The 25,140-nt window shown below is 66.7% G+C and carries 26 protein-coding genes; 15 read left to right on the forward strand and 11 right to left on the reverse strand.

What is annotated here, in order from left to right; genetic code table 11:
* Nucleotides 1-43 precede the first annotated feature (43 nt).
* Nucleotides 44-1,456, forward strand: coding sequence for an MFS transporter (locus tag AC5P09_RS11255; protein ID WP_493873719.1), 1,413 nt, complete (start codon nucleotides 44-46; stop codon nucleotides 1,454-1,456).
* 41 nt (nucleotides 1,457-1,497) lie between these two features.
* Here the strand turns inward: AC5P09_RS11255 and AC5P09_RS11260 are convergent, their stop codons facing one another.
* Nucleotides 1,498-2,298, reverse strand: coding sequence for a class E sortase (locus AC5P09_RS11260; RefSeq protein ID WP_493873720.1), 801 nt, complete (start codon nucleotides 2,296-2,298; stop codon nucleotides 1,498-1,500).
* Nucleotides 2,299-2,603: 305 nt separating this feature from the next.
* Here AC5P09_RS11260 and AC5P09_RS11265 point away from each other — a divergent pair, with 305 nt between their 5' ends.
* The 5 genes from AC5P09_RS11265 (at nucleotide 2,604) to AC5P09_RS11285 (ending at nucleotide 7,171) form a co-directional block, all read left to right on the forward strand.
* Nucleotides 2,604-4,076 carry a glycoside hydrolase gene (locus AC5P09_RS11265; protein ID WP_493873721.1) on the forward strand — a complete coding sequence of 491 codons (1,473 nt, stop codon included), beginning with the start codon at nucleotides 2,604-2,606 and terminating at the stop codon, nucleotides 4,074-4,076.
* 61 nt (nucleotides 4,077-4,137) lie between these two features.
* Complete coding sequence (locus AC5P09_RS11270) at nucleotides 4,138-4,521, forward strand: hypothetical protein (protein WP_493873722.1); 384 nt, start codon at nucleotides 4,138-4,140, stop codon at nucleotides 4,519-4,521.
* Between the two features lie 111 nt (nucleotides 4,522-4,632).
* On the forward strand, nucleotides 4,633-5,646 hold the full coding sequence (locus tag AC5P09_RS11275; protein ID WP_493873723.1) for an SEC-C metal-binding domain-containing protein: 1,014 nt from the start codon (nucleotides 4,633-4,635) through the stop codon (nucleotides 5,644-5,646).
* A gap of 38 nt (nucleotides 5,647-5,684) precedes the next feature.
* Nucleotides 5,685-6,662 carry a NaeI family type II restriction endonuclease gene (locus AC5P09_RS11280; RefSeq protein WP_493873724.1) on the forward strand — a complete coding sequence of 326 codons (978 nt, stop codon included), beginning with the start codon at nucleotides 5,685-5,687 and terminating at the stop codon, nucleotides 6,660-6,662.
* 11 nt (nucleotides 6,663-6,673) lie between these two features.
* A complete protein-coding gene (locus AC5P09_RS11285; protein WP_493873725.1) occupies nucleotides 6,674-7,171 on the forward strand; it encodes a very short patch repair endonuclease in 498 nt (165 codons plus the stop codon).
* Here the strand turns inward: AC5P09_RS11285 and AC5P09_RS11290 are convergent.
* Both AC5P09_RS11290 and AC5P09_RS11295 read right to left on the reverse strand, forming a co-directional pair.
* Nucleotides 7,082-8,356, reverse strand: coding sequence for a DNA cytosine methyltransferase (locus AC5P09_RS11290; protein ID WP_493873726.1), 1,275 nt, complete (start codon nucleotides 8,354-8,356; stop codon nucleotides 7,082-7,084). The two genes, AC5P09_RS11285 and AC5P09_RS11290, sit on opposite strands and share 90 nt — an antisense overlap.
* 92 nt (nucleotides 8,357-8,448) lie before the next feature.
* Entirely contained in the window at nucleotides 8,449-9,156 is a 708-nt protein-coding gene (locus AC5P09_RS11295) for an HNH endonuclease (protein WP_493873727.1), read from the reverse strand.
* 132 nt (nucleotides 9,157-9,288) lie between these two features.
* On the opposite strand from AC5P09_RS11295, the gene AC5P09_RS11300 reads away from it, so the two are divergent.
* Nucleotides 9,289-10,386: a DNA cytosine methyltransferase gene (locus tag AC5P09_RS11300; RefSeq protein ID WP_493873728.1), complete on the forward strand. Its 1,098-nt coding sequence runs from the start codon at nucleotides 9,289-9,291 to the stop codon at nucleotides 10,384-10,386.
* Here AC5P09_RS11300 and AC5P09_RS11305 read toward each other — a convergent pair.
* Both AC5P09_RS11305 and AC5P09_RS11310 read right to left on the reverse strand, forming a co-directional pair.
* The gene (locus tag AC5P09_RS11305) at nucleotides 10,376-11,626 is read right to left on the reverse strand and encodes a DNA cytosine methyltransferase (RefSeq protein ID WP_493873729.1); all 1,251 of its coding nucleotides are present in this window, start codon (nucleotides 11,624-11,626) and stop codon (nucleotides 10,376-10,378) included. The genes AC5P09_RS11300 and AC5P09_RS11305 overlap by 11 nt on opposite strands.
* Before the next feature lie 200 nt (nucleotides 11,627-11,826).
* The gene (locus AC5P09_RS11310) at nucleotides 11,827-12,456 is read right to left on the reverse strand and encodes an ATP-binding protein (protein ID WP_493873730.1); all 630 of its coding nucleotides are present in this window, start codon (nucleotides 12,454-12,456) and stop codon (nucleotides 11,827-11,829) included.
* Nucleotides 12,457-12,675: 219 nt separating this feature from the next.
* Here AC5P09_RS11310 and AC5P09_RS11315 point away from each other — a divergent pair, with 219 nt between their 5' ends.
* From AC5P09_RS11315 to AC5P09_RS11325, 3 genes are all read left to right on the forward strand, one after another.
* Complete coding sequence (locus AC5P09_RS11315) at nucleotides 12,676-13,521, forward strand: helix-turn-helix domain-containing protein (protein ID WP_493873731.1); 846 nt, start codon at nucleotides 12,676-12,678, stop codon at nucleotides 13,519-13,521.
* Between the two features lies 1 nt (nucleotide 13,522).
* Entirely contained in the window at nucleotides 13,523-13,753 is a 231-nt protein-coding gene (locus AC5P09_RS11320; protein ID WP_493873732.1) for a DUF397 domain-containing protein, read from the forward strand.
* 343 nt (nucleotides 13,754-14,096) lie between these two features.
* Nucleotides 14,097-14,393, forward strand: coding sequence for a hypothetical protein (locus AC5P09_RS11325; RefSeq protein WP_493873733.1), 297 nt, complete (start codon nucleotides 14,097-14,099; stop codon nucleotides 14,391-14,393).
* A 691-nt stretch (nucleotides 14,394-15,084) separates the two neighbouring features.
* Here AC5P09_RS11325 and haaN read toward each other — a convergent pair.
* The 4 genes from haaN to haaT form a co-directional block, all read right to left on the reverse strand.
* Nucleotides 15,085-15,558 (reverse strand): cyclophane-containing RiPP N-acetyltransferase HaaN, encoded by a 474-nt coding sequence (gene haaN / locus AC5P09_RS11330; protein ID WP_493873734.1) that lies wholly within the window; start codon nucleotides 15,556-15,558, stop codon nucleotides 15,085-15,087.
* A 92-nt stretch (nucleotides 15,559-15,650) separates the two neighbouring features.
* Entirely contained in the window at nucleotides 15,651-16,814 is a 1,164-nt protein-coding gene (locus AC5P09_RS11335) for an FxsB family cyclophane-forming radical SAM/SPASM peptide maturase (protein WP_493873735.1), read from the reverse strand.
* A 13-nt stretch (nucleotides 16,815-16,827) separates the two neighbouring features.
* A complete protein-coding gene (haaA, locus tag AC5P09_RS11340) occupies nucleotides 16,828-17,019 on the reverse strand; it encodes a HaaA family cyclophane-containing RiPP peptide (protein ID WP_493873736.1) in 192 nt (63 codons plus the stop codon).
* Between the two features lie 132 nt (nucleotides 17,020-17,151).
* Nucleotides 17,152-19,932 carry a cyclophane-containing RiPP biosynthesis TPR protein HaaT gene (gene haaT, locus AC5P09_RS11345; RefSeq protein ID WP_493873737.1) on the reverse strand — a complete coding sequence of 927 codons (2,781 nt, stop codon included), beginning with the start codon at nucleotides 19,930-19,932 and terminating at the stop codon, nucleotides 17,152-17,154.
* Between the two features lie 203 nt (nucleotides 19,933-20,135).
* Here haaT and AC5P09_RS11350 point away from each other — a divergent pair, with 203 nt between their 5' ends.
* Nucleotides 20,136-20,798 (forward strand): HAD family hydrolase, encoded by a 663-nt coding sequence (locus AC5P09_RS11350; protein ID WP_493873738.1) that lies wholly within the window; start codon nucleotides 20,136-20,138, stop codon nucleotides 20,796-20,798.
* Here AC5P09_RS11350 and AC5P09_RS11355 read toward each other — a convergent pair.
* On the reverse strand, nucleotides 20,779-22,053 hold the full coding sequence (locus AC5P09_RS11355; protein ID WP_493873739.1) for an NsdA family TPR-like regulatory protein: 1,275 nt from the start codon (nucleotides 22,051-22,053) through the stop codon (nucleotides 20,779-20,781). The two genes, AC5P09_RS11350 and AC5P09_RS11355, sit on opposite strands and share 20 nt — an antisense overlap.
* 343 nt (nucleotides 22,054-22,396) lie before the next feature.
* Between AC5P09_RS11355 and AC5P09_RS11360 the strand changes: the two genes are divergently transcribed.
* The 4 genes from AC5P09_RS11360 to AC5P09_RS11375 all read left to right on the forward strand — a co-directional run bounded on the left by AC5P09_RS11360 (nucleotide 22,397) and on the right by AC5P09_RS11375 (nucleotide 24,209).
* Complete coding sequence (locus AC5P09_RS11360) at nucleotides 22,397-22,738, forward strand: hypothetical protein (RefSeq protein ID WP_493873740.1); 342 nt, start codon at nucleotides 22,397-22,399, stop codon at nucleotides 22,736-22,738.
* A 234-nt stretch (nucleotides 22,739-22,972) separates the two neighbouring features.
* The gene (locus AC5P09_RS11365) at nucleotides 22,973-23,410 is read left to right on the forward strand and encodes a UCP032817 domain-containing protein (protein ID WP_493873741.1); all 438 of its coding nucleotides are present in this window, start codon (nucleotides 22,973-22,975) and stop codon (nucleotides 23,408-23,410) included.
* A 314-nt stretch (nucleotides 23,411-23,724) separates the two neighbouring features.
* Nucleotides 23,725-23,856 (forward strand): hypothetical protein, encoded by a 132-nt coding sequence (locus AC5P09_RS11370; RefSeq protein WP_493873742.1) that lies wholly within the window; start codon nucleotides 23,725-23,727, stop codon nucleotides 23,854-23,856.
* Nucleotides 23,857-23,906: 50 nt separating this feature from the next.
* Nucleotides 23,907-24,209 carry a hypothetical protein gene (locus AC5P09_RS11375; RefSeq protein ID WP_493873743.1) on the forward strand — a complete coding sequence of 101 codons (303 nt, stop codon included), beginning with the start codon at nucleotides 23,907-23,909 and terminating at the stop codon, nucleotides 24,207-24,209.
* Here the strand turns inward: AC5P09_RS11375 and AC5P09_RS11380 are convergent.
* On the reverse strand, nucleotides 24,202-25,050 hold the full coding sequence (locus tag AC5P09_RS11380; RefSeq protein WP_493873744.1) for an NAD(P)H-binding protein: 849 nt from the start codon (nucleotides 25,048-25,050) through the stop codon (nucleotides 24,202-24,204). The genes AC5P09_RS11375 and AC5P09_RS11380 overlap by 8 nt on opposite strands.
* Nucleotides 25,051-25,140: the final 90 nt, after the last annotated feature.

Genomic DNA, 25,140 nt, shown 5'->3' on the forward strand with positions numbered 1-25,140 from the left:
GGGTTGATTCAATGAACGAACCGATGCTGCTACGGTACGTCGCATGGCTAGGTTCAGTGAACGAACTCTCGTTGACGTCGAGGCTACCCGCACCGCACCCGAAGCGGAGGTGCCCGCACGCCCCGCCGCCACCCTCGCCCTCACCAGCGCCGCGACCGCCGTCGCCCTGATGACGTACACCGCGCCGATGGTCACCCTCCCCGAGACCGCCGCCGCCCTGCACACCCCGCTGTCCGCCCAGGCCTGGCTCCTGAACGGCACCCCGCTGGGCCTGGCCGCGCTCCTCCTGGTCGCCGGCACCCTCGCCGACGACTACGGCCGCCGCCGGCTCTTCGTCTCCGGCACCCTCGCCCTCGGCATCACCACCGCCCTCGGCGCCCTCGCCTCCACGACCTGGCTGTTCACCCTGGCCCGGGTCGCCCAGGGCGCGGCCAGCGCGGCGCTCCTAGCGAGCAGCCTGGGCCTGATCGTCCACGCGCACCCGACGCCGGCCGCGCGACTCCGGGCCACCGGGGTGTGGGGCGCGTTCGTGAGCGGCGGCATCGCGCTCGGTCCGGTCGTCACCGGGGCGATACCGAACTGGCGGCTGTCGTACGGCGTCCTGGGCGCGGCCTCGCTGATCGTGGCGGCCCTGGCGGCCCGCACGCTGACCGAGTCCCGCGCCCCGCGCGGCGGCCGCCCCGACCTCCTGGGCGCGGTGACCTTCGGACTGGCGCTGGTCGCACTCGTGGCGGCGCTGACGCTCGGCCGGGACGGCTGGCTGCGCGCCCCGGTGGGCCTGTTGCTGCTGGCGGCCGTCCTCCTGCTGGGGCTCTTCGCCGTCGTGGAACGACGCATCCGTACGCCGATGATCGACCTCGGTCTCTTCCGCAGCCCCCGCTTCCTCGCCTCCTCCCTCGGCGGCCTGTTCACCGGCCTCGCCGTGATCGGCCTGTTCAGCTTCCTGCCGGCGCTGCTGCAACAGACCCTCGGGCTGTCCGCGATGGACACGGCGTGGCTGTTCCTGCTCTGGTCGGGCCTGTCGTTCGCCGTCGCCCTGCAGGCGCGGCGACTGGCCGGCCGCGTCCCCCATCGCCTGCAACTGGCCCTCGGTTTCGTCCTGCACGCCGCCGGCACCCTCACCATGCTCGGCGCCCTCGACGCGGGCTCCTGGCCCCGCCTGCTGCCCGGCCTCGTGATCGCCGGCGTGGGCAGCGGCCTGCTGAACGCCGCGCTGCCGCTGCTCGCGGTGGAGTCGGTGCCGGCGGGACGGGCGGCGATGGGCTCGGGAGCGCAGCAGACGTTCCGCTACATCGGCTCCTGCGCCGGAGTCGCCCTCACCATCGCCCTCGCGACGTCGACGGGCGGCAGCGGGATCGCCGGGCTGGCGCACGGGGCCGACATCGCGATGGTGGTGTCGGCGGGGCTGGCGCTGGTGGCGGCGGTGGGTGTGGGGGTGGCCCGGGAGCGGGCGTGAGTCCTTCCCGGTGCCCGGCCCAGCGGTGGCCTGGCGGTGGCCTAGCGCGGCCGCATGGAGACAAGCTTGCCCCAGACCACCAGCCGGTACTTGGAGGTGTACTCCGGGGTGCAGGTGGTGAGCGTGAGGTAGTACCCGGGGTCAGTGTAGCCGTAGGCGGGACGGACGGCGGAGCGCGGGACGGGCCGGATCACGCCGCCGTCGCCGGCCGAGGTCTGCGGAAGCGTGGCGTCGACGGCGTACGTGTAGACCCCGCTCCGGGTCTCGACCTCGATCGTGTCCTTCGGCCGGAGCCGGTTGATGTACCGGAAGGGCTCGCCGTGCGTGTTGCGGTGCCCGGCGAGCGCGAAGTTCCCGGCCTGGCCGGGCTGCTGGGTGCCGGTGTAGTGGCCGACGTACCCCTTGTTGAGGACCCCGCCCTTGCTCGTCCCCTCGGCGACGGGGACGCGGAGGTCGAGGCGGGGGATGGTGAGGATGGCGTAGGCGCGGGACCAGTCGGGGCGGGGGGAGTCGGGGCCTGAGGAGCCGGTGCCGGCGGGCCTCTCCGGTGAGGCGGACGGGGCGGTCGTACGGGGCTCGATGGACGTAGGTTCCATGGCCGTGGGCGACGGGGCGGGCACGGCGTCGCCCTCGGCGCCGCTGGCGTCCCACTCCCGCTCCAGCGCCCGTACCTCCCGCTCGGCTCCCTCCCTGGCCTCCCGGTTGGTCCACCACACCTGATGGACGACGAACAGCAGAAGCACGACCCCGACGGTGACGAGGGTTTCCCCGCCGGTCCACAGCAGGCGCCGGACAAGGGCGCGCCGCCGCCGGGTGCCGTGCCGTACGACGGGAACGCGCATCGGTGCACCGCCCTCCTCCCCGGGCCGCCCGCACCGGCCGCCCGCACGATAAGGGCCGAGGCCTCAAGTAGCCAGAGACCCGTCCACGTCTCCGGACCTCCAAGCCGCTTGTGACAGCGGCCTGTTCGGTACCTCGCACAGTCGCCTCCCTCCTTCCTCCACAGGTTTGGAAAAGGGCTGTGGAAAAGGGCTGTCGCACCCCTCGACAACCCCACACGCCACACCCGATGCTTCGTCGTGGCATGAACGGGACAGGCCGCCACGACGTCGGTTCAGGGCCGTCGTCGATTCGAATCGGAGAAGCCATGATCCGACGCAGAACTCTGCTCACGGCCGCGGGCGGGACGCTCCTCGGCAGCGCCCTGGCGACCGGCACCGCCCACGCGGACGCCACGATCGCCGTCAACCCCGGGACCTCGTACGGCACTTGGGAGGGCTGGGGCACCTCCCTGGCCTGGTGGGCCAACGTCTTCGGTTCCCGCAACGACTTCGCGGACGCCTTCTTCACCACCAACTCGGTGACGTACAACGGCACGACGCTCCCCGGCCTGGGCCTCAACATCGCCCGCTACAACCTCGGCGCGTGCAGCTGGAACACCGTGGGCGGCGAGTCGATGGTCGAGTCGGCCAACATCCCCGCCTTCAAGCAGATCGAGGGCTTCTGGCAGGACTGGAACAACGAGGACCCCACCTCCTCGGCCTGGGACTGGACGGCGGACGCCAACCAGCGCGCGATGCTGCAGAAGGCGGTCCAGCGCGGCGCGACGACCGAGCTGTTCGCCAACTCCCCCATGTGGTGGATGTGCGCGAACCACAACCCGTCCGGCGCCGCGGGCGGCGGCAACAACCTCCAGACCTGGAACTACCGCCAGCACGCCTCCCACCTGGCCGCGACCGCCCTCTACGCCAGGAACAACTGGGGCGTGAACTTCGCGACGGTGGACCCCTTCAACGAGCCGGCCGCCTCCTGGTGGACCGCCACCGGCACCCAGGAGGGCTGCCACATGGACCCGGCCGTCCAGGCCGCCGTACTCCCCTACATGCGCAGCGAGTTGGACAAGCGCGGCCTCACCGGCCTGCGCATCGCCGCGTCCGACGAGACGAACATCGACACGGCCCGCTCCACCTGGGCCTCCTTCAACTCCTCCACCAAGGCCCTGGTCAGCCAGGTCAACGTGCACGGCTACCAGGGTTCGGGCGGCCGTAGGGACTTGTTGTACACGGACGTGGTGACGACCTCCGGCAAGAAGCTCTGGAACTCGGAGACGGGCGACAGCGACGGCACAGGCCTCACCATGGCCTCGAACCTCTGCTACGACTTCCGCTGGCTCCACCCCACCGCCTGGGTCTACTGGCAGGTCATGGACCCGACGGCGGGCTGGGCGATGATCGCGTACGACCAGAACACCCTCCAGCCGACGACCGTCCAGCCCAAGTACTACGTAATGGCCCAGTTCAGCCGCCACATCCGCCCGGGCATGCGCATCCTCGACACGGGCGTCAGCTACGCGGCGGCGGCCTACGACGCGGCGGCGAGGCGCCTGGTGATCGTGGCGGTGAACACATCCACCTCCGCCCAGACCCTCACCTTCGACCTCTCCCGCTTCACCACGGTGACGGGCGGCTCGGGCGGCCTGGTCCCCCGCTGGAACACGGTCACCACGGGCGGGGACAAGTACGCGGCGTACTCGGACACGCGGCTGAGCGGCAAGTCGGTGGCGGTGCCGTTCGCGGCAAAGGCGGTGCAGACGTTGCAGATCGACGGGGTGACGATCTAGAACGGATGTCCACGCCTCCGGAGTCCCGGGGACGCCGGAACCCCGGGAAGGACACCCGCCAGTGCTCGCGTCCGTTGCCGAAGAGTGGCTGTGGCTGATGGCGGCCACAGCCACCGTCGTCCACTGCTCCGCCATGGCGAGATGGATCCCCGCCCAGAAATTCTGGAGGGTGTATCCCTTCATCTGGGTTCTGTGCCTGGCCGGCATGATCGTCGTCGGCCAGGCAATGGGTCACTCCCTGGCCGCCATGCTCGTCATGTACGCCTTCATGCTCATCGGCCTCACGATCGGCATGTTCCCGACCCGCAAGCTGTTCGCGCAGTGGAGCACCGCGATCAAGGCGGGCGAGACCCCCGAGGGCTACGACTATCCGCGCTCCCACCTCACGTTCTGCGTGGTCATCGTGGTCCTCATGCTGTTCGCGGCGTTCGCACTGACACGCTGATCCACGTCTGGGGCGATCTGAGAAACCAGTGCCTCCCGACGATCTCCAGATCCACGGGCTGGCCTGGGGATACCTCTCCCTTTGTCACGGCCCGGCAGTACCGTGTCCTGCATGCGCCCCGACACGCCTGCCGAGAACGTCGACCACACCGCCGAAGCCGCCCGCCTGGAGCGGACCGCCGGCCTGTATCCGGAGGACGCCGAAGCCCTGCTCCTGCAGGCCGCGGCCCACCTGGAACTCGCCGGCGACCGCCCCGCCGCGAGCAAGCTCTACGACCGCCTGCTGTCGCCACCGGCGGACCTGGAGAACCCGTATCTGGTACGGGCTCTCAAGGCGTCCAACCTCTGGGAGTACGGCCACGAGGCCGAGGCCCGCGCCATCATCGAGGGCGTCCGAGCGGCGTCCCCGCGCGAGGCGGCCCCGTGGGTGATCGTGGCGGAGGCGCTGGAGGCGCACGACGAGCTGGAGCAGGCCCAGGAGACCTTCACAGAGGCCGTACGCCTCCTCCTCTCGGAAGAGACGGAACCCCCCTACTCCACGCACCCCCTCCTCTTCGGCCGCCACAGGGTCCGCCGCATGCTGGGCGTGGGCCACGACGACTGGGACGTCCTGGCCGACACCCTCCACTCCTCCCCGGTCTCCCTCGACGAACTCCACGACCCGAAGCGGGTGTGGTCCCTCGGCTCGGACAACCCGGCGGAGTTGGCAGCGGAGATCTCGAGGCTGCGAGCAGAACTCGGCACCTACCGCGAGGCCCTGTCCCGCCCTTTCCCGGTGGCGGTACTCCACTGGCCGGCGGGCGAGCTGACGGAGCTGGTGTCGGCGTACCCGACGCTGGCGATGGAGTACCCCTCGCATGAGGAGCACCTCGCGACGATAGAGGCCTCGCTGCGGGAGCTGTCCTCTTCGGGAACGCCGAACCTCGGCATCGTGACGGGCACTGTGCCGTCCTACGAGGCGTTCGCGGCGTCGGAAGGCGTGTCGCCGGGGGACGTGGCGCTGCTACCGCAGTACGCGACGACGTTGGCGGCGCGGGGGCGGGCTGTGGTTTGGCCGCCGCAGCGGGGGGCGGTTTGCTGGTGTGGGTCGGGGCGGGCGTACGGAGAATGCCACGGGCTTTCTTAACTAGCGAAACATTCCACACAATTCGAGGAAAAAGAGCTTTGGAAGACGCCCTTTTCTCGCGCGACATAGCCGCTGCGAATAATATTGCCCGAACTGCAGGGCCTCTCGAAGAAGACCCCGACCTACAGGAAGTCTTCCACTGGTTTACGAAGCAGCCAGACCTTGAGAAGCGGTTCGGTCAATCAATTCGGCAATCGATCGATGAAGTGCTTGACGGCCAACGGACGGGTCGATTCAACATCGATGAACTCGAGAAGACAGAGAAGACGTACCTGGGCACAAAAGTCGAGATCATCCTTCGTGCGGAGTTCCGCCTTGACCGCGGACGGGATATGGATTATTCCATAGCAACTCACGAAGTGGACTCAAAGTTCACAATAGGGGAAAACTGGACGATTCCCAGCGAGGCGGATCGGCATATCTGCCTACTGGCCAGGGCAAATGACCATAGAGCCAGCTACAGGGCAGGGTTACTGCGCATTCATAGCGACTTCCTGAACGCCGGAAAGAACAGAGATGGAAAAAGAACTCTATCCGCTGCGGGCAGATCGGCCGTAAGATGGATTATCCCCAACGGCAAGCTTCCCGAGAACATCTTGCTTACTCTTTCCAGCGAGGAAAGAGCCTCAATATTCAACGCCTCCGCTGGACGTCGCGGCAGCGGAAACGGCGGCCAATCACGGACGAATGAGCTGTTCCGCCGAGTCCAGGAGCGTCTCATCAATCGAAACACAGTCCTCACTGTGGCGCGACAAGACGACAGCCCCAAGCGAGTGCGTGACGCTCGAATCCATCTTCGCGGTGATGGCATCATCATCCTCGGCCACATGAAGCGGCACCCGCATATTGCTCGCGACCTGGTCCTTCCTGTGCCCGATAAAGGATCCTGGGTAGCAGCCCGCGTTGCAGAGGTTACCTCCACTGGTTCAGGGCGGAGAACAACACGGATCTCAGGCAGGGACTACGCGATTTGGCAGAAGGGTGACCGCGATGACGTTGCCCCTGCCGAATACTGACTGACGGCGAAATGAAAGAAAACGAATCAGGGAACGAACATTCCCCCTGGACGCCCCCGGAAGGCTCATGGGCATCGTCCGCGGCGCGTCGCCGCAACATGCAGGCCATCCGCAGTCGCGACACCGCTCCTGAACGCCTAATCCGTCGGCTTGTCCATGCTCAAGGGTTGCGCTATCGGGTAGGGGCCAGGCCCCTACCCGACCTTCGCCGGACGGCAGACATGGTGTTCCGGCCGACGAAGGTCGCCGTCTTCATCGACGGTTGCTACTGGCATGGCTGCCCGGAACACTATGTGCCGCCGAAAACCAACCCTGGCTACTGGTCAGGCAAGGTCGCCGGAAACGTGGCCCGTGACCGGGACACTGACCGCCACCTCACCGAAGCGGGCTGGACAGTCCTGCGATTTTGGGAGCACGAGTCACCGGAGGAGTGCGCTAGCACTGTCCTCCGCGTCGTCCTCGATCGTCGGGACGCTCTGCTGAAAGGGAAGCTCCGGAGCCAGGAATGATGGATCTTCTTCAGGCTCAAATTCGGGGTTCGGGTCGTCGCGAAGTGGTCCGGTGCGAGTGAGCGCCTCCCTGATGCACTCACCTACGGCATGAGCCACGGGTGGCGGAAACGCGTTACCTACCTGGCGGTATCGTGTGGTCTTTCCTCCGTGAAACTTCCAGGCGAGGCTCCCGTCAGCTTCTTCAGGGAAGCCCTGAATGATCGCCGCCTGCTCCACCGTAAGCTTCGGCCCCCTGTCCACGGTGCCTAGGTCACGTTTCGGATCCACCATGTCACGTTCATCGTTGGCTACACCCATTGCGTCTACGCCTAGGGCTGCCCACGCCTTCTTTGCCCGGGTAGGCCCCAGATCCGCGCCACCGTGCTTTTTGGATCCGCCCACAAGAGTCGGTGCAACTGTGCCATGTTCGACATTCTCCAGCCAACGCTTGTGGAGCGGGCTGCCCTTGCCGAGCCGCCTCTCCATTGACGGCCCTAGCGCCTCCAGAACCGTTCTCACCTTGAGCTGAGGACTAGGCCAGTCAAACCCTCTGTAGTGATCCTTGTGAATAGCGACAAGAATTGCCCGAGGCCGAAGTTGCGGCACACCATAGTCTTGAGCCTGAAGCAGACGCCACCCGCACACCACATATCCAGCCTTGCGAAGTCTGTTTTTGATGTGGTTCCGGTAGTAGCGGAATTTGTGTTCAGGCTCCACCAAACCGCGCACATTCTCAATCATTACGGCGCGCGGCCGGAGCTCCTCAACCAATGCAAGCATTCGAGGAAATAGATCCCGCTCGTCCTCGCGACCGAGCTGCTTCCCTGCAGCCGAGAAAGGCGGGCAGGGCACTCCCCCAGCCAGCAGATCAAGTTGCCCCGGCTGGAGCAGTTCGGGCGTTTTCTTCCCTTTTGCCGACTTCTCTCCCTCCGAGCACTCCGCAGTCTGGTCATGCAGCTCGGGGTTGGCCACCTCTTCCAGTGGCCGGAAGTCGTTGACGTCTGCTTCCCGAATCAGGCAGTGCTTCTTCTCCCAGCTCCACTCGGGGCGATTGTCAACGTTGATCCTCAAGGTCTGCGCCGCATCCTTGTCGATCTCAACAAGCGCAAGATGCCGGAAGCCTGCACGGTGGAGCCCAATAGCTTGGCCACCGGCACCCGCGCAGATCTCGATCGAGGTCAGTTTGCGGTCGGCGGTACCCATCGGCTCCTCCTGGGGCGGTGCTTACAGACACGCAAGTGTCGCATCCCCCACTGACAGGAGCCACGAGGCCGGCCGGATGTCCCGTACATCACTCAGCGCTGAACGAGTGCCTCCAGGTCACGCGCAAGCTCCTCCCGGGCGACGGCCGGGAGCTGCCGGTACATCCCCCAGACCTTCTCGGCCTCGTTGAGCAGTCGGCGATCCTCCTGGATCCACTTCAGAAGATCCCTCTTGTCTCGCGCCCGAAGCTCCCGCACTCGGTCCCAGACTTGCTCCTTGGTCATCTGCACACCGGTGAGATGCCTCACCGTCTCGTTGCAGCGAGCGCATTCAGTAATCAGGTCTTCGGCGTTCGCCGCGCCACCTGAGTTGTGCGGCTTGACGTGACCTAGCGTGAGCTGGGCCCGGGTGCCTGGATCGTCCGCGTACGCTTCGCCGGCTGCAATCCCACAGCGGCGGCACATGTGGCCATCATGCTCAAAGACAAATCGCTTCGTCTTGGCACTAATCTGCCTCAGGCCCGCCGCACGATGCTCTGGCTCCCAGACCGGCAGCCCCATCTGTTCCAGGTACAGCTGGTCCGGCTGGAGGCTCGGCATGTCCCGATAGGTCCTGATGACCCAGCCCGCAGGCCGCAGATCCCGCATGCGGCGATCCACTTGCTCCGTGCCCTTGATCGCCTCCCGGAGCCGCGCCTTGGAGAACGTTCCGCCCTCGCCGACCTCATCCCGGAGCCACAGGGCCACACGGATCCGGGCCCCCAGCGATTCGTTGCGCCAATCCAGGCCTCTATCAGACATGCATTCCCCCATCGGGTTTAAGTCCAGAATTAACCAGTTCGAGTGAGCACCCTAGCTTGCCGCCACTTGCCGCGGCAAGTGGCGGCAAGCTGACCTGGCTTCTTGCTACCGCCCTTAGAGAGGACTCCGGCCGTGCCCCACCAGCACTATTCCACTGCCAGCCATACCTGCGTCGAACTCTGTGCGGGTGCTGGCGGACAGGCGCTTGGCCTGGAACAGGCCGGCTTCCGCCATATGGCGCTCATCGAACTGGATAAGGACGCATGTCGGACGCTGCGCACGAACCGGCCGAACTGGAACGTTGTGGAAGCGGATATCCGGTCTCTTCCCGCAGTTTCGATCAGCGGCGGCGACCGCGTCTCCCTGCTGGCAGCAGGAGTTCCTTGCCCACCCTTCTCACTTGCTGGCAAGCAACTGGGAGCCGACGATGAACGCGACCTCTTCCCTTCCGTCTTGTCGCTGATCTCAGTGATCAAGCCGCGGGCAGTCCTCATCGAGAACGTGAAGGGTCTGCTTCAGCGAAAGTTCTCCACCTACCGGTCCAACATCATCGAAACTCTGGCCGTCCTGGGCTACACCGCCGAGTGGAAGCTGTTGTACGCCCGCGACTTCGGGGTCCCTCAACTCCGCCCGCGTGCAGCCCTGGTAGCCCTGGAGGCACACGCCTTCGGAAGCTTCCAGTGGCCGAGGGCTGAGTCGACGATCAGTGGGAACGCACTCGTGGGCAATGTCTTGCGCGACTCGATGGCCTCCCGTGGATGGGAGCTGGCAGATCTCTGGGCCCAGCAGGCCCAGCAGATTGCACCTACGCTCTGCGGCGGCTCCAAGAAGCATGGCGGACCAGACCTCGGACCCTCGCGCGCGCGGCAGGCTTGGGCAAGGATTGGGGTGAACGGCTCAGGCGTTGCCGACGTACCACCCGCCCCCGGCGATCCCCTTCCTGTGAAACTCACTATCGAGCAGATGGCGCTTCTCCAAGGCTTCCCCCCTGACTGGAAGTTCGAGGGACTCAAGACATCGGCGTACCGACAAGTGGGCAACGCCTTCCCTCCCCCAGTAGCTCAAGCGGTCGCCCTCAAAATTGCGGAAGCGCTGCGCCAAACGGATCTGCCAGCAAGCTGCGATACGCCGCAGACAAGCTTGGATGCTGAAACAGCTCTCAACGGAATCTGCCGACCGTCTCCTCTGAAGCTGCCCGAAGCGACGAGTTCACTCTCGTCTAAGCGCTGAGCCGCTCGCTGCCCAGGGCCACCTCCTGAGCAGACTCGCCGCATGCCCCAGCTGCAAGGAGTCCGTAGATGGCGTCGGCGAGGGCGCGGCCCAATCCAATAGGTACGGCGTTGCCGATCTGTCGGGCGATATCGAGCTTGTTTCCATACCAGAGGTAGTCGTCGGGGAAGCCCTGAATCAGTGCTGCCTCGTAGTGCGTGATGGGGCGGTGCTCGGTGGGGTGGAGGTAGCGGCCCTTTTCGGGCTTGAAGAACTCGGTTCGGATCGTGACAGAGGGCCTGTTAACGTGCAGGCGACCCATCACGTCTGCGGAGCCGCTGAGGTGGCTGTCCCAGCTCTGGGTGCTCAGGTACTGGCCATCGTCGCTCCACTTGCCGGTGAGATCATGCCGGTTGCCGCCTGGCGGGATCGCCTTGTACCGGGCCACGGACAAAGCAGTCGGCGTCCGTCCAATGTGCAGCTCGTCGGTGCAGTAGGGTCCGGGCAACCCGTGCGAACTGCGTCCCTCTGGCAGATGGTTGCTGCTGATCTCCATCCGCGCCGACCGCTGGAAGACGGTACTCACGGCCGCCCAGGGCTCAAGGGCCTTCTCGGCGCCGAACAGAACCGCGCCATCCGCCACGAAAGGTTCCTTGGCGTGGGTTGGTGCGGGATAGCGCACAGGTTCCCCCAGATCGCGGAGGGATCCGATGACGATGGTCCGTTTGCGAGCCTGCGGCACGCCGTAGTCGGCCGCGTTAAGGACCTTTGCGTCCAAGTGGTAGTCGCGCAGCACACCGCCGGATCGTGCTTCGGCCTTCAGCAGAGCGAATTCTGAGGAGGCGGCGAAGCGGTCGACGTTCTCCATGACGAAGACCTTCGGCCGAACCACGGTGACGACCCGCAGGTACTCCTTCCACAACTCATTGCGAGGATCGTTGCCGGATCCGCGGCCAAGGCCGGAAAAGCCTTGGCAGGGAGGCCCGCCGGCGATCACGTCAACACCGTCTTTGAACGGGCGGGGGTCGAAGTCGGCTATATCACCACGGGACAGGAAGTGAGGTTGATGATTGGCTTCATAGGTCGCTGCTGCGGCCTTGTCGAACTCCACTGCGGCAACAGAGCGGAAGCGGGGCAGGCGGGCGCCCTGGCCAACCGCACATGACCGAAACCCTTCACTGAAGCCGCCACAGCCCGCGAAGAGGTCCATCACCGTGAACGAGTTGCCTTCAGGCTCCGGTTCGTGATCGCCAAGTGTCATGCCCTGGAGCATAAGCAGCACCACTGACAGTGCGCTTGACCTGCGGCGTCAGCACTTGTGACGAAGGCCCTCGATGTATCGGCGCGGCGCCGCTCCCTCAAAGAAGAGGGATCGGCGCCTCACCACGAAGCACACGCCCAACTCATGGACATGGGTCCCACACGAAACCCGCCGATGCGAGGACGGAGAGGTACACAGGCTTACGCAGCCTCAGCCTCTGCCTCGAAATGCATCTGCGCCCGATCGAGAACGTCATCCGGGTCTCCACCCTGCGCTGCGAGCCAGTGGAGCAGGTCCGCAATGACGTCCGTGACCGATTCCTCCAGCACGGCGTAGGTCGGTACGACGGTCGAGTCGGCACCGATCACCCGGCGATACTCATCGAGCACGGCCGCTGCCCGCTGGACTTGCGTGCACTGGGGCACAGGGTCCAGCGAGATTTCACACCACACTGCCTTACCAGCCGCCGTGAGAAGAGTGCCCCAGCCCAGGCTCATCCCTGAGAGCAGATGGAGCCCGCGGCCACACTCGTCCTCACAGCTCCCTGAGCTCGGAGTCGGCACCTCGTGACTCTTGTCGTGGAGTTCCAAACGCAGCCGATCTGACCTGGGTTCCAGGACCAACGTCGCAGCAGCTCCCTCCCCAACATGCTTGACAACATTCGTTGCGAGCTCGGTTACAGCAAGCTCCACCTCATCGGCCACGGCCGCCGCTCCCCACTGCCCAAGTGCGCAGCGGACTCGCTTACGTAGCAGCCGTAGCTCTGCAGGCACGGCTTCGAACGGCATGACACAGCGAAGCCGAGGTTCGAAGTTGCCGTATTCCGACATGGCCACACTCCCTCCCACGCGCCACAGCGCTGCGCCAGCCGTAACCATACGGCTGCACTGTGTAACGCTTTGTGACGAGTATGGCATTGAGAAGTCTTGCTGTGTAACTTCTCATGAAACTCGATCGGGTGAATCGGTAGTAGATCAACTCCAGCCGCACCTAGCCTGATTGACGCTCACCAGGCATGTGGTGCAGCACCCCACCGGGAGGACCACACCATGTCCACAAGGGCCACAACTCGGCGTCGCCAACTTGGCGCTGCCATGCGCAAGTTGCGGGCACGCAAGGGCATGACGCTGGAGGAGGCCGGGCGACTCGTCGGGGTTTCGAAGGCGACAGTCAGCCGCTATGAGACTCAGGCTGGACCAGTGAAATGGCTGGTCATCGATGCACTTTGCCGCGCGTACGGGGTAAGTGATGCTGAGCGTCGGGCGGTTGTCGCACTAGCAAAGGATGCCAAGCAACAGGGCTGGTGGAGTCCCTTCGCCGACTCCATCCCGGAGAGCATGAACCTTTTGCTCACGCTTGAGAACGAGGCTGTTCGCGAGGACCACTTCTCCTGTGTCTACGTCCCTGGGCTCTTGCAGACGCGGGAATACAGCACAGCTCTGCAACAGGCCAACGAAGTACGCCTGGAGCCCACTGAGATCGAGCGACTCGTGGACATCCGCATGAGACGTCAGGAGATCCTTACGCGGCCGAGGCCTCCGCACCTATGGGCGATTCTCGATGAGTCCGTGATCCGCCGAGTCGTCGGTTCACCGGAGATCATGAAGGAGCAGCTCGGAAGAATGCTCGAAGTGAACGAGTCACCGCACATCACGCTCCAGGTGCTTCCGTTCTCCAAGGGCGCCCACTCCGCGGCGCTCGGCAGCTTCGTCATCATCGGTGGCAGCGAACCGACCCTGGACGTGGTCTACGTCGACTTCCACACGGGCTCCCTCTTCCTGGAGAAGGATGAGGAACTGGATCGATACAGACTTGCGTTCGAGTACCTCCGCGCACAAGCGTTGGACATGGAGGCTTCCTCCACCATGATCCATCGCGCCCGCAAGGAGCTATGAAGTGACCGCTTCCCCTCAGGCTGGTTCCCAGCCCATATGGTTCAAGTCATCTCACAGTGGCGGTAACGCTACCGAATGCATTGAAACTGCCTTCGTTTCATCCGGCGTGCTCGTGCGTGACTCCAAGCGGCAAGGATGCCCACCTCTTGCGTTCTCGGCTGGTGCATGGAACTGGTTCATAGCCAGAGCGCGGCATGGGCTGCCCCTAATTTTCCGGACAGAGGACCAATAGTCAGCAGCAGGAGGCTCTGGGCAGGGAATTGAAGGCTTTGGGGGGATGTTGGGCTTCGCCATGCGAATCTCGGTAGTGATCGGAGACGCGGGTGCCGACGGTGATCATCATCATGGCCAACGCAGGTACTCACCTACTGCGGAAGTCCCGAGATCATCTTGTCTTTTTCCTTCACTGAAAAGCCTCTTCGTTTTGCGGATTGTTTTGACGACGAGTCCGCGAACCTCAGTGTCGTCGGGTGCCAGCGAGCCAAGGATGTAGTGGCGCCGACCATCCACCGCCGTCGAGGTGATGTCCCCAAGCTCTCTTAGTTAGGACAGCGGACAGCAAGGAGTTGACGATCGTGAGCGCACAGTACGCGGAGACGCCCGGGCCTGCGGCGCTGCCGTTGAAGACCATCGGTGACATCCGAGCTGCTTTTCGGTCCGGGCATGGCTTTCCGGGGGACCGGGAGTTCTTTGAAGCAGATCTTCAGCGTGCGCTGGAGGCATCGTCCGAGACGGATCTCAACGCTGTTGCCGCGGTGATCGTCGACTACCGGGGCAGGATCCGCCTCTACCAGGATCCCGACTTTGACATCGTTGTACAGGAGGGCATTGACCTCACGGCTCGGTTGAAGCAGGAGGAACAGGGCCGATGAGCGGCATGATCAGGCCGTAACAGCTCGGGTGGCCGATCGGGCCAAGGCTCTCGGAGCCGAGCAGGCACTGGAGACGCTCCGGCAGGAGCTGGAACAGGTACCCAGGCTCGGGGTCCTGCTCGGGCCGCCCCGTCAGAACGGCACCGAAGTCCGCAAGACGCGGATCGAGCCGCGGGGCGGAATGCCAGGGCTCGCGGTGGCGTACGTGTACACACCGGCGCCGCCGCCTCCCACCGGAGCCATCGTCGCGGTGACCCCTGACGATGGCATTCCGGCTGAATGATCCTCTGGGTTGAGGACCGTCACCTGGCATCAAGGCAACAACCCACCTCATGCCACGGCACTGTCGTCCAGGCGGAGGGCGACGGCGCAGAGCTATGACGCCTTGCCTGCGATCTCGGCGGCCATCAGCAACGCCATGCCCGGGCCCGATGGATTCTCACGCAGGCCAGCCGCGCGCGAACGATGGAGGCGTACACCGATCTGCCACGTGCGACCTGGACGGCGTACATCCTGAGGCTCGGGCCTGTGCCGAGTTATGCCGAGTCGGGACCGCTGATCTCACGCCACAGGGCAATTACCTCGTCGGGCCGGAGCACGTTGACGTCCTGATCGAACTCGACATCGGGCCAGCACGTTCGGTCGCTGAAAAGCGTCCGCCGCTGGCCCTGGCGTCACGACCCGCCCGCGCTCACGCCACTCCGCTGTCGACCCGATAAACGATCTTCCCGTCGAACTCCGCGAACCCAAGCGACTTGTAGAAGGCACGAGCGCCCGGGTTGCTGCGGTCCGTCATCCACTCGACGCGGCTGCAGCCAGGGCGGGCGGCGGCCAGGACACGCAGTTCGCTCATGAGCTGGGCGCCGACTCCCTGCCGACGGAGCGTGTCACGGACGTACAGCTCCTTGAGGAAGAGCGAGTGGGAGGAGCCCGCCGCCGGCCAGAGGAAGGAGTAGGCGGCGAGGCCGACCAGCTCTCCCTCCTCGTCCTCGACCACGAGAGCGGATGCAAGGGGCGGGGAGCCGAAGAGCGCCTCCTCGACCTGGGCCTGGCGTTCCTCGAAAGGCTGGACATCGGTCGCCCCGTAGAACCGCTCGATCTCCTCGATCAGTTCGGCCAGGGCCACGGCGTCCCCCTTCTCGGCGGGACGGATCGTCGCGCTCATCGGCGTGCATCTCCTGTCGTTCTCGTGTCGCTCTCGGCTCGGCTGGGCTCGCTGTCTTCAACGCCTGCGTCCATCGTGATGGTGCGGCTCGGCTACGGAGGCGAGGCGGCAGTCGGGGTGTATGGATCCCAGCCGTGCCGGCGCAGTGATTTCTGGACGTGCCGGATGAGGTACTCCAGGTCCGCGCAGTAGACGGAGGGGTTGAGGTAGCCGCTGGCCGTGCTGAACCGGTGCGGGAGGTAGCCCCCGCCGCACACCTCCACCAGCGGGCAGCGCTGGCACTGCTCGGCGAGCGCATCCTTGCCGTACAGCCGGTGCTGGAGCTTCGGATGGGCGAGGGCGTCGTCGAAGGACTGGTCGAAGACGTCGAGTCCGAGCCAGGAGGCACCCTCCTCGACGGACCGCAGGGTGTCCACGCCCTCGACGGTGCCGTCGGACTCGATGACGACGCTGGTCGGCGGGGCGAGGCCGAGTGTCTCGACCGAGCCCCGCACGCCGGAGCTGAGCGCTACGACGTCCTCCAGCATCCGGACGCTGTGCTGGTGGTCAGGGTGGGCGAGCCAGGCGTCGTACACGCGGCTCATCCACAGTCCGTACTCGGGCACGTCGGGGTCTTTGCGGCGCGGTGGGTCGTCGTGAGTCCCGTGCGGCAGGCCGAAGTCGATCACTGGTGGCTCGAAGGAGGCCAGATAGTCGTGGACCTCGACCGGGTCGTTGGCCAAGTCCACGACGGCGAGCAGTCCCGCGAACAGGTGCGGCCGGGATCGCAGTAGTTCGATGCCTCGCACCGTGGCGGCGGCGCTCGACCGCCCGCTGTGCGTGAGCCGGTGCCGGTCGTTCGCAGTGGGCGGTCCGTCGAGGCTGACGCCCACGACCACCTCGTACTGATCGAAGAGGTCCAGCCACGCTTCGGAGAGAAGGGTTCCGTTTGTCTGGAGCTCGAAGCGGACCTCGGTGCCCGTTGGAATCCCTTCCCGGACGGTGCCCAGCAGATCGGCCATGTGGCGGACCCCGGCGAGCAGCGGTTCTCCGCCGTGCAGCACGACATGCACGGTCGGCAGCCCGTGCGCTGCCGCGTGTTCGCCGATCCGCCGGGCTGCGGCCCGGGCCACGTCCAGGTCCATCCGTGCGGGCAGCCGCCGTGCCACCTGGTCCTTGGAGTTGAAGACGAAGCAGTAGTCGCAGTCCACGTTGCAGCGGTTGACGGCCTTCAGGATGAACGTCCGGAAAGGGGCGGTGACTTCGAGCGGGATCATCGAGCGTGCGGGCTCACAGGGGCCAAGGCCAGATGAGCGAAGCCGCGTGGGAGCCGTCGCCGACACGGTTCGTCGTGGCCTGCTCGACTGCCCGCCGCTGCCGTACGCGGGCGGCGACGCGGTCGAGGACCACGTTGCCCTGGTCGGGTTCCCGATCTGCGGAGGCCGTGGCGTGCGGCGCGGAAACGGACGTGCGTGACGGCATTCAACGCTCCTCGTGTTGGACATGCCGGAGAGGACAGGCACGGGCGACGGCGGTGGTTGAAGCGACAATCGGCTCGCAACGTAGCAGCCCCGCCGCTCACCGCGACACAGAGAATCCGGCCAGGTCCCCGGGTCATCCCGCCTGCGACGCCAGGAGCCGTTGGACGTCATCGGCCGACGCGCTCACGCCCAACCGCTGGTACACGGTCAGGGCTTCGCGCAGCGACCGGTCGGCGGCTGCGGGACCGTCGGTCATCCGGTCGCACCGTCCGATGCCCTCCAGCGCCCGCGCCTCCTCCAGCGGGCAGCGGATGTCCCGGGCCAGGCCCAGCGCCTGCTCGAACCGCCCGCGTGCCGCGGCCGCGTCACCAGAAGTACGCAACAGCGCTCCCCAGTGGTTCAGCACTTCCGCCTCGCCGCTTCGGTCGCCGAGCTCGCGCAGGATCTGACGGCTCCGCTCGAATGCTTCGACGGCACCGTCCCGTTCACCGAGGACTGCGTGGGCGGCCCCGAGCTCGCTGAGCGCGGCGGCCTCGCCTCCGCGGCTGCCGAGTTCGCGGTACGCCTCCAGGGCTTCCTCCAGCCCCCGGACCGCCGCTGCCGCGTCCCCGGACAGGCGGTCCAGCAGTCCGAGGTGGCGGACGCTGTTCGCGCGGCCGAAGCGCTCGCCGAGTTCGGTGTAGTGCTCCAGGGCCTGGGTGTGGGCCTCGCGCGCGCCATCCAGATCGCCGGTGAGCCGTCGCACGACACCCAACTCGTTCAGGGCGTACGCCTGATGGACCCGGTCGTCGAGTTCCCTGTAGATGTCGAACGCTTCGCGGTGCCGCTCGCCAGCCCGCTCGTACTCGCCCATTAGGCAGTGGATGACGCCCAGGTCCCGCAGCGAGTTGGCCTCTCCGTAACGGTCGCCGAGCTCGCGGTAGATCGACAGGGCCTCGGACTGGGCCGCGACGGCCGCGTCGAAGTCGCTGGTCTGGCGACGCACCATGCCGAGGTCGGCGAGTGCGTTGGCCTGCCCGAGCCGGTAGCCGAGCTCCCGGTAGAGGGCGAGGGCCTCTGTCTGGGCACGGGCGGAGGCGTCGTTGTCCGCGGTCAGGTACCAGACGATGCCCGCCTGGTTCAAGGCGTCCGCCTTGCCGCGCCGGTCGCCGACCGCGTCGTAATGCGTCACCGCCTCGTTCAGCGCTTCGGTTGCCGCGGAGTAGGCGGCCATGAAGCGCCGTACGACGCCGAGTTCGGCAAGTGCGTCGGCCAGGGCCTGTCGGTCGTCGGTGTGCCGGGCGGCCGCGGCGGCGGTCCGATGGAGCCCCACTGCCTGGTCCCAGGGTCCGGACTGGCGCAGGAAGGGTGCCATGGCCGCGGCCATCCGGATCACGGCGTCGTAGAGGGCGAGCCCGTTCGCTCTCCGGATGCAGGCCAGGATGTTCGCGCGCTCGTTCTCCAGCCAGCTCAGGGCGTCCGTTCGGGACTCCAGGGCGGGGGTCTCCACCTGCTGAGCGCCGTCTGGAGGTGGTAGCACCGCGGCACCGCTGCGGACGATGCGCTCGTTGGCGACGGCGAGAACGGCGAGGTAGTAGGTGCACACACGTCGAACGGCCTGTACGTGGTCCATGCTGTCTCCTTCGTCAGCAAGACCGCGCGCGTAGTCGCGCAGGAGATCGTGCAGCCGGTACCGGCTGCCGGGGTGCTCGTCGATCAGGTGGGCGTCGTAGAGCGCGTCGAGCTGATCACGGGCCGCCGTCATCGACTCCGCACCGAGCGCGGCGGCGACGTACGCGTCGAGATCCGTGCCGGGGTAGAAACCGAGGCTCCGGAAGAAGCGCTGCCGCTCCGGCGGGAGGTCCCGGTAGGACAGCTCGAACGTCGCGGCGACCGCGCGTTCCCCGGCCCGCAGTTCGCCGAGCCGGTCCCGGGCCGCCATGAGTCGTTCGCGCAGGTCGTCGGCGCTCCAGGACGGGTGGTGCCGCAACCGTGCCGCGAGGAGCGACACCCCGAGCGGCAGATACCCGCACAGCCGTACGAGCTCCTCAAGCGCATCCCGGTCGAGCGCATCCGCCGGCCGCCCACTGAGCCGTACGAACAGGTCGACCGCGTGATCCGGCGGCAGCGCCTCCACCGGCACCACCACCTCCTCGTGCGCGGCCAGCCGCTTACGACTGGTCACCAGCACGAGACAGCCGCTCCCACCTGGGAGCAGCGGCTCCAGCTGCCGGTAACTGGCCGCGTTGTCGAGGATGAGCAGCGCCTGCTTCCCCGCAAGCCGGCTGCGCCACATGACAGCCCGCGCCTCCGTGATCGCCCCCACGTCGTCACCGACAGGTATCTGCTGCGTCGGCACGCCGGCGGCCGCGAGCAGCGAGGCCAGGGCCTCGGTCGCCTGCACAGGGCTACGGCCCGTCGTATGCCCGTTCAGGTTCACGAAGAGCTGCCCGTCCGGGAACCGCTCGGCCAGCACATGACCGGCGTGGACGGCGAAGGTCGTCTTTCCGACCCCAGGCATCCCGTCGATCACATGAACCGGCAGGACCTCACCGGTCTCCTGCGCGGCACGCACCGAACGCACCAGAGACTCCAGCTCGGCAGCGCGGTCGGTGAACGCGGTGGCATCGCGCGGCAGCGACCGCAGCACCAGGGCCGCGCCGGGCAGGCCCGACCCGTCATCCGAGCGGACTGTCGGCTCCGGACTCCCGTCCGGTGCACGGCGGTCGTCCAGCGCGGCGAGCAACGCCGTCAGCCCGGCCGTGACCGTCCCCAGCAGGACGAACGACAGCCAGGGATGCTCTTGTAACCAGCCCAGCCAGGCGGGCCAACCCGACTGCTCCGGGACGGCGTTCGTGACCAGACCGACGAGCATCGTGGTGACGGCACCGCCGCCGGCCACTACGGCTACGGCCACGCCTCGTCTCAGTCTCATACGGTCACCGTGCCGCTGTGGTCAAACCGTAAGAGCGCAGGTTGAACCAGCCTGGACACCAAGAGACCCCCGAAATCGGCACTCGACCGTCCAAGGGCATCAGGCACACGCCGAGTGGTCAAGGATGCGTATCACTGCACGGGCCTCCGGCGACGACCTGGCGCACTCAATCTCCGAGCCTGGTGCCTCGCTACCCTGCCCCCATGATTCGCGCAGTGGTCTTCGACGTCGGTGAATGCCTTGTAGACGAAACCCGTGAGTACGGGACCTGGGCCGACTGGCTGGGCGTGCCGCGGCACACCTTCCATGCGATGTTCGGCGCCGTCATCGCTCAGGGGCGCGACTACCGGGAGACCTTCCAGGAGTTCAGACCCGGTTTCGACCTCTACGAAGAGCGCGAGAAGCGGGCCGCTGCCGGGCAGGCGGAGACGTTCGGGGAGAGCGATCTGTACGGGGACGTTCGGCCGGCTCTCGCTCAACTCCGTGCCGACGGACTCTGGCTAGGCGTCGCGGGCAACCAGACCGTCCGGGCGGGGCGAATTCTGCGGTCGCTCTTCTCCGACGACGTCGACCTGATCGGTACGTCGGACGACTGGGGCGCCAGCAAGCCAGATCCCGAGTTCTTCAAACGGGTCGCCGATGTGGTGCCCTTCCCGGCCGACGAGATCCTTTACGTCGGTGATCGATGCGACAACGACATCCGTCCGGCCCGCGAAGCCGGCATGCTCACCGCGCTCGTGCGTCGCGGACCGTGGGCGACCATCCAATGGAACACACGGGAAGCCAGGGAGCTGCCGACCTTCCGTGTCGACAGTCTGCTCGAACTGCCCGACAGCATCCGGGTGTTCAACGGCCCAGTGCGCTGATGGTCGTCGACCAGTCGTACAGCCGGTCGTCGAGCTCGCGGACGCAGGGGTGGTGCTGGTGTGGGGTCAACGTGCGGCGGACCTCGCGTACGCGGTCCATGCCCGTCGCGTACCAGGTGATGGCCAGTTGATCGAGTGCTCGACCCGCGTACTCACAGGCTGACTCGAGGTTTCCGGACGCCGCCTCGACAGCAGCGAGGTCACCGTAGACGACGGTGCGCTGTTTGTCCTCACCGGGGGACATCGCGTCCAGGACTCCGAGGAGCGTCTCGCGAGCCTGGACGAGGTGCCCTGCGGTCATCTGGGTGTTCCCCTTGAACGCCGCCAGCCGGGCCGGAGAGAACCAGTCCATCCACTCGGGTGAGGAATGCTCGTTGCCGGTCTCGAGAATGTCCTCGGCGTGCCCGATCAGATGCAGGGCGGTGCGCGCATTGCCGCAACGGGTCTCGCATTCGGCTTCCACCGCGTCCAGCCATGCGAGGAATGCTGCCGAAGCGGGGACGCGCCGAGCGTAGGTGCGTGCCGCGATCATTCGCTCCAAGGCTGCGTCGCGATCGGCCGCCCAGCCCGGGACGAACGCCATGTGCGCGAGGATCGCCGAGCCGAGTAGGGGGTCGTCGGCCTGGCCCGCGGCTTGCAACGCGAGGAGGAGGGTGTCGTTCGCCGTGCTCGGTTCGCGGAGGTCGAAGAACTCGATCCGACCGGCGAGCAGATACGTCTCCGCCAACGCGGCCGCGATCGTACGACGAGTGGTGTCCGTCGTCTCGGGGAGCAGCGCACACCCCAGCGTCGCGTGCGCGATGACGGCGGGGTGCAGCGTGGTCGGTGCGACCGACCAGTAGAGCCGGCGGTGGGAGCGCGTCACAGCGTCGAAGTCTGCGCCTGCTGTAGCTGGTTGAAGCGCTGCGACGACCCGTCCGGGCACCACCGCCGGTCCGAGAGCGGCGGTACCACCGGCCACCAGCGGGCGCCGGGTGTGATTGGGCTGGGGTCCGTCCGAGCCCCATGGGGGTGTGAAGCCGAGAGCTTCCATGCTTTGGCCCAACAGGTGGACCAGTACACGCTGGCAGTCAGGTTGCGGCCACGGCGGGTTGTCGGACTCCCATCGGCGAACCTGCCGTACGCCGACAGACAGGCCGCGAATACCCATCTGCCTGGCGTTCCGGGTCAGGGCGTCGGCCAGGTCCTGCTGCGAGTTGAAGCCCGCAGCTACACGGGCGGCCTTGAGACGGACGTTGCCTGTGGGCCGGGGCAAGGAACACACCTCCTGGTAGCGGCTGCTGCAACCATGGCACAGCAAGTCCAGTGTTGGGCGTGTGATCACTCTCAGGGTGTCATCCAGGCCCTATTAAAGCCCTATTGATGGCCTGTCAGAGTCCTCGAATTGGCGATTCCACTCATGAACTCTATGTGCCGTACCTGATCGCAAGCGCCGACGAGGGCAGGCCATGGACAGACAAGAGACTTTGGACAGAACGATCACGGAGTGGCTCGCGGGAGCGCACCCAGCGCCGGAGCAGGCACGGGCGGAATGGTCGAACCAGGGGGTAGCGCTTTTACCTCTTGGTCAACGATTCGCCGCTGTAAGGCTCTCGGGGGTGCTGGTGTACGCCGCGCTGGACTCCGACGACCCGAGCGTGGTGGCCGAGGCTCTGTCTGAACGGCTGCGCGGTCCCGTCATCCACGACAACCGCACCGCGGGCCCGACGTACTACGCCCTCATCCAGTGGCACGCCGGCCTGGTCTGGGACTACAACCGCAGCGCGCCGTGCCTTCGGGACGACACGTATCTGGGCGTCCCGCGCATCGATCGCCGGGAGCCGCCCGGAACGTACTGGGTCGTTCCGCCTCGCTACGACGGCGACCTGTGCAGGCCACAGGCGGTGCGAGACCTGGTCGACGCCGGCCACCGGCAGCTCGTCCAGCAGACGTTGGTCTGACCGCCCGCTCGGCCGTCTTCCGCCGCGCGGCCTGTCCGCACGACGTCGCGCCGCGGTCTGCAAACCCCCTCTCCCTTGAGCACACGACAGGCATTCAGCACTTGAGGAGAGGGCTGCCCGAAGGTCCACCCCACGGTGAGGTGAATCCGTGCTGCACACAACCCCGACCGGTCCCGACATGCCACCGGGTCCGACTCCACCCAGGAACGACAGTGGTACGAAGGGAGGCTTCCGATGACGACCGCCGCTGCCGCCGGACTCCGCACCGGCCAATCCCTCGTCACGGACGCTGAGTTCGACATGCTCGCCGCGTTCTGCGCTGACGAGTACGGCCTGGAGCGCTGTGTCGCCGACCGTGTCGTCGACCAGGCCCTCGCGATGGTCTTCGTCATGGGCTCATCCGGTGCGGGGGCCGCCATGGCGCCTTCGCAGCAGGTCGATCCGGGGTGGCACACGCTCATCCTGCACACCGGTTGGTACGCCGACTGGTGCGAGAGGAGCTTCGGCTACTTCCTGCATCACCAGCCGAACTCGAAGGTGCGCACGCGCGGGCTGATGGTCGACGTCGTGGACCGGATCAGGTCCGCCGGCTTCGAGGTCGACGAGCGGCTGTGGGGTACGGCCGCGGACTGCAACCCGCCTGCGTGCTGCGGCGACGGTCCCTGCTGCTGATCCATCCCCCGGGTTGGGCGGGTCGGCCTCCCCGGTCGGTCCGCCCGCCCCCTGTGCCAGAACGGACCCCGCCCCTTGTCCCTCACCGAGCTGACCGCGACCAGCCGCGTGACCGTCTTCCCGCTGGAAGGTCTCATCGTCGCCTACACCACGCAGTCCAGTGACGAGCGTTGCCTCGGCGACATCGGGCTCGTCACTGTCGTCGATGCGGGCAGCGATGGCGAAGAGCTGTGGCGCCTCGCCTACGATCTCGGCGGCATCAGCAACGTCCTGCCCAGGCCCGCTGGATTCTCACGCAGGCGAGCCGCGCCCGCGTGGTCAAGGCGCACACGGACCTGCCGTACGCGAAGTGGGCGGCCCACATCAAACGGCGCTTCGACCTCGACGCACTCTTCGCGAACCACGACGTGCTGATGACCGGCCGGATCGTACTGTTGGATCTCTGAGCGGAGGTGCCTCAATGCAGGAGACAGCTGCCAGCAAGGACCCAACGATCGTGAACGCAGGGGACTCGGAGATACCCGGGCCTGCGGCGCTGCCGTTGAAGGCCACCGGTGACATTCGAGCTGCTCTTCGGTCCGGGCACGGCTTTCCGGGCGACCGGGAGACCTTTGCACCAGCTCTTCAGCATGCGCTGGAGGCGTCGTCGGAGACGGACCTCAAAGCTGTCGCCGCGGTGATCGTCGACTACCGGGGGAGGATCCGTCTCTACCAGGACCCCGACTTCGACACCGCCGTACAGGAGGGCATTGACCTCGCGGCTCGTTTGAAGCAGGAGGAGAGCCGTCGCCCTACTTGAAGGCCCCGACATTGCGCGCAGCCCACTCGCCGAACGTACGAGCCGGTCGCCCCAAGACCCGCTCGACGTCAGGGCTCACCCGCTGCTCGGCGGGTTTCGGCGTGCCCAGGATGCCGAGCGTGGCCTCGACCACCGGCTCGGGCATGAACCGCAGCATCTGGGCGCGGGCCTCCTCGCGGCTCTGCTCGACGAACGTCACCGGTTCCCCCAGCGCGTCGGCGATCGCGGACGCCTGTTGGCGGGGGGAGATCGGGGCCGGGCCGGTCAGCTCGTAGGCGTTGCCGGCGTGGCCGGTGTCCAGTAGTGCCGCGGCGGCGACCTCGGCTATGTCGGTCGGGTCGATGGTCGGCAGGGCGATGTCGCCGAAGGGCGCGGCCACCGTCCGTCGGGTGCGGACCATGTCGGCCCACTGCAGGGTGTTGGAGTCGAAACCGCCCGGCCGCAGCAGGGTCCATTCCAGGCCCGACTGCGTGACGGCGTCCTCCAGTGTCGCGGGGTGGCTGCCTGTGGCGACGCCCTGGGAGGACAGCAGGACCACCCGGCGGATCCCGGCGGTCCGCGCGACATCGAGGACGTCGCCGACGCTGCCACCGGCTGATACGAAGTCGCCCGAGGTCAGCAGGAACAGCGCGTCGGCGCCGTCGAGCGCGGGGGCGAGGCTCTCCGGGTCGGTCAGGTCCGACAGGTCGGCCTGATGGTGTCGTACTCCCGGCCCTGCCCCCGTCGGCAGGTCCTGCGCGCAGATGCCTCGCGATACCGCCGTCACCTGTTCGCCGGCCGTGACGAGCGCCCGTACCAGCGGCCGTCCGACGTTGCCCGTGGCTCCGGTCACCACAATCATGTTCGCTCCCGTTGTCGAATCCGTGTTCGCCCAACGGAAGCTACCGGCATGGGGATAGTAGGTACCTAGGGGAAAGTATTGGACAGGAAG

It is taken from the genome of Streptomyces sp. a15 (assembly GCF_059026085.1).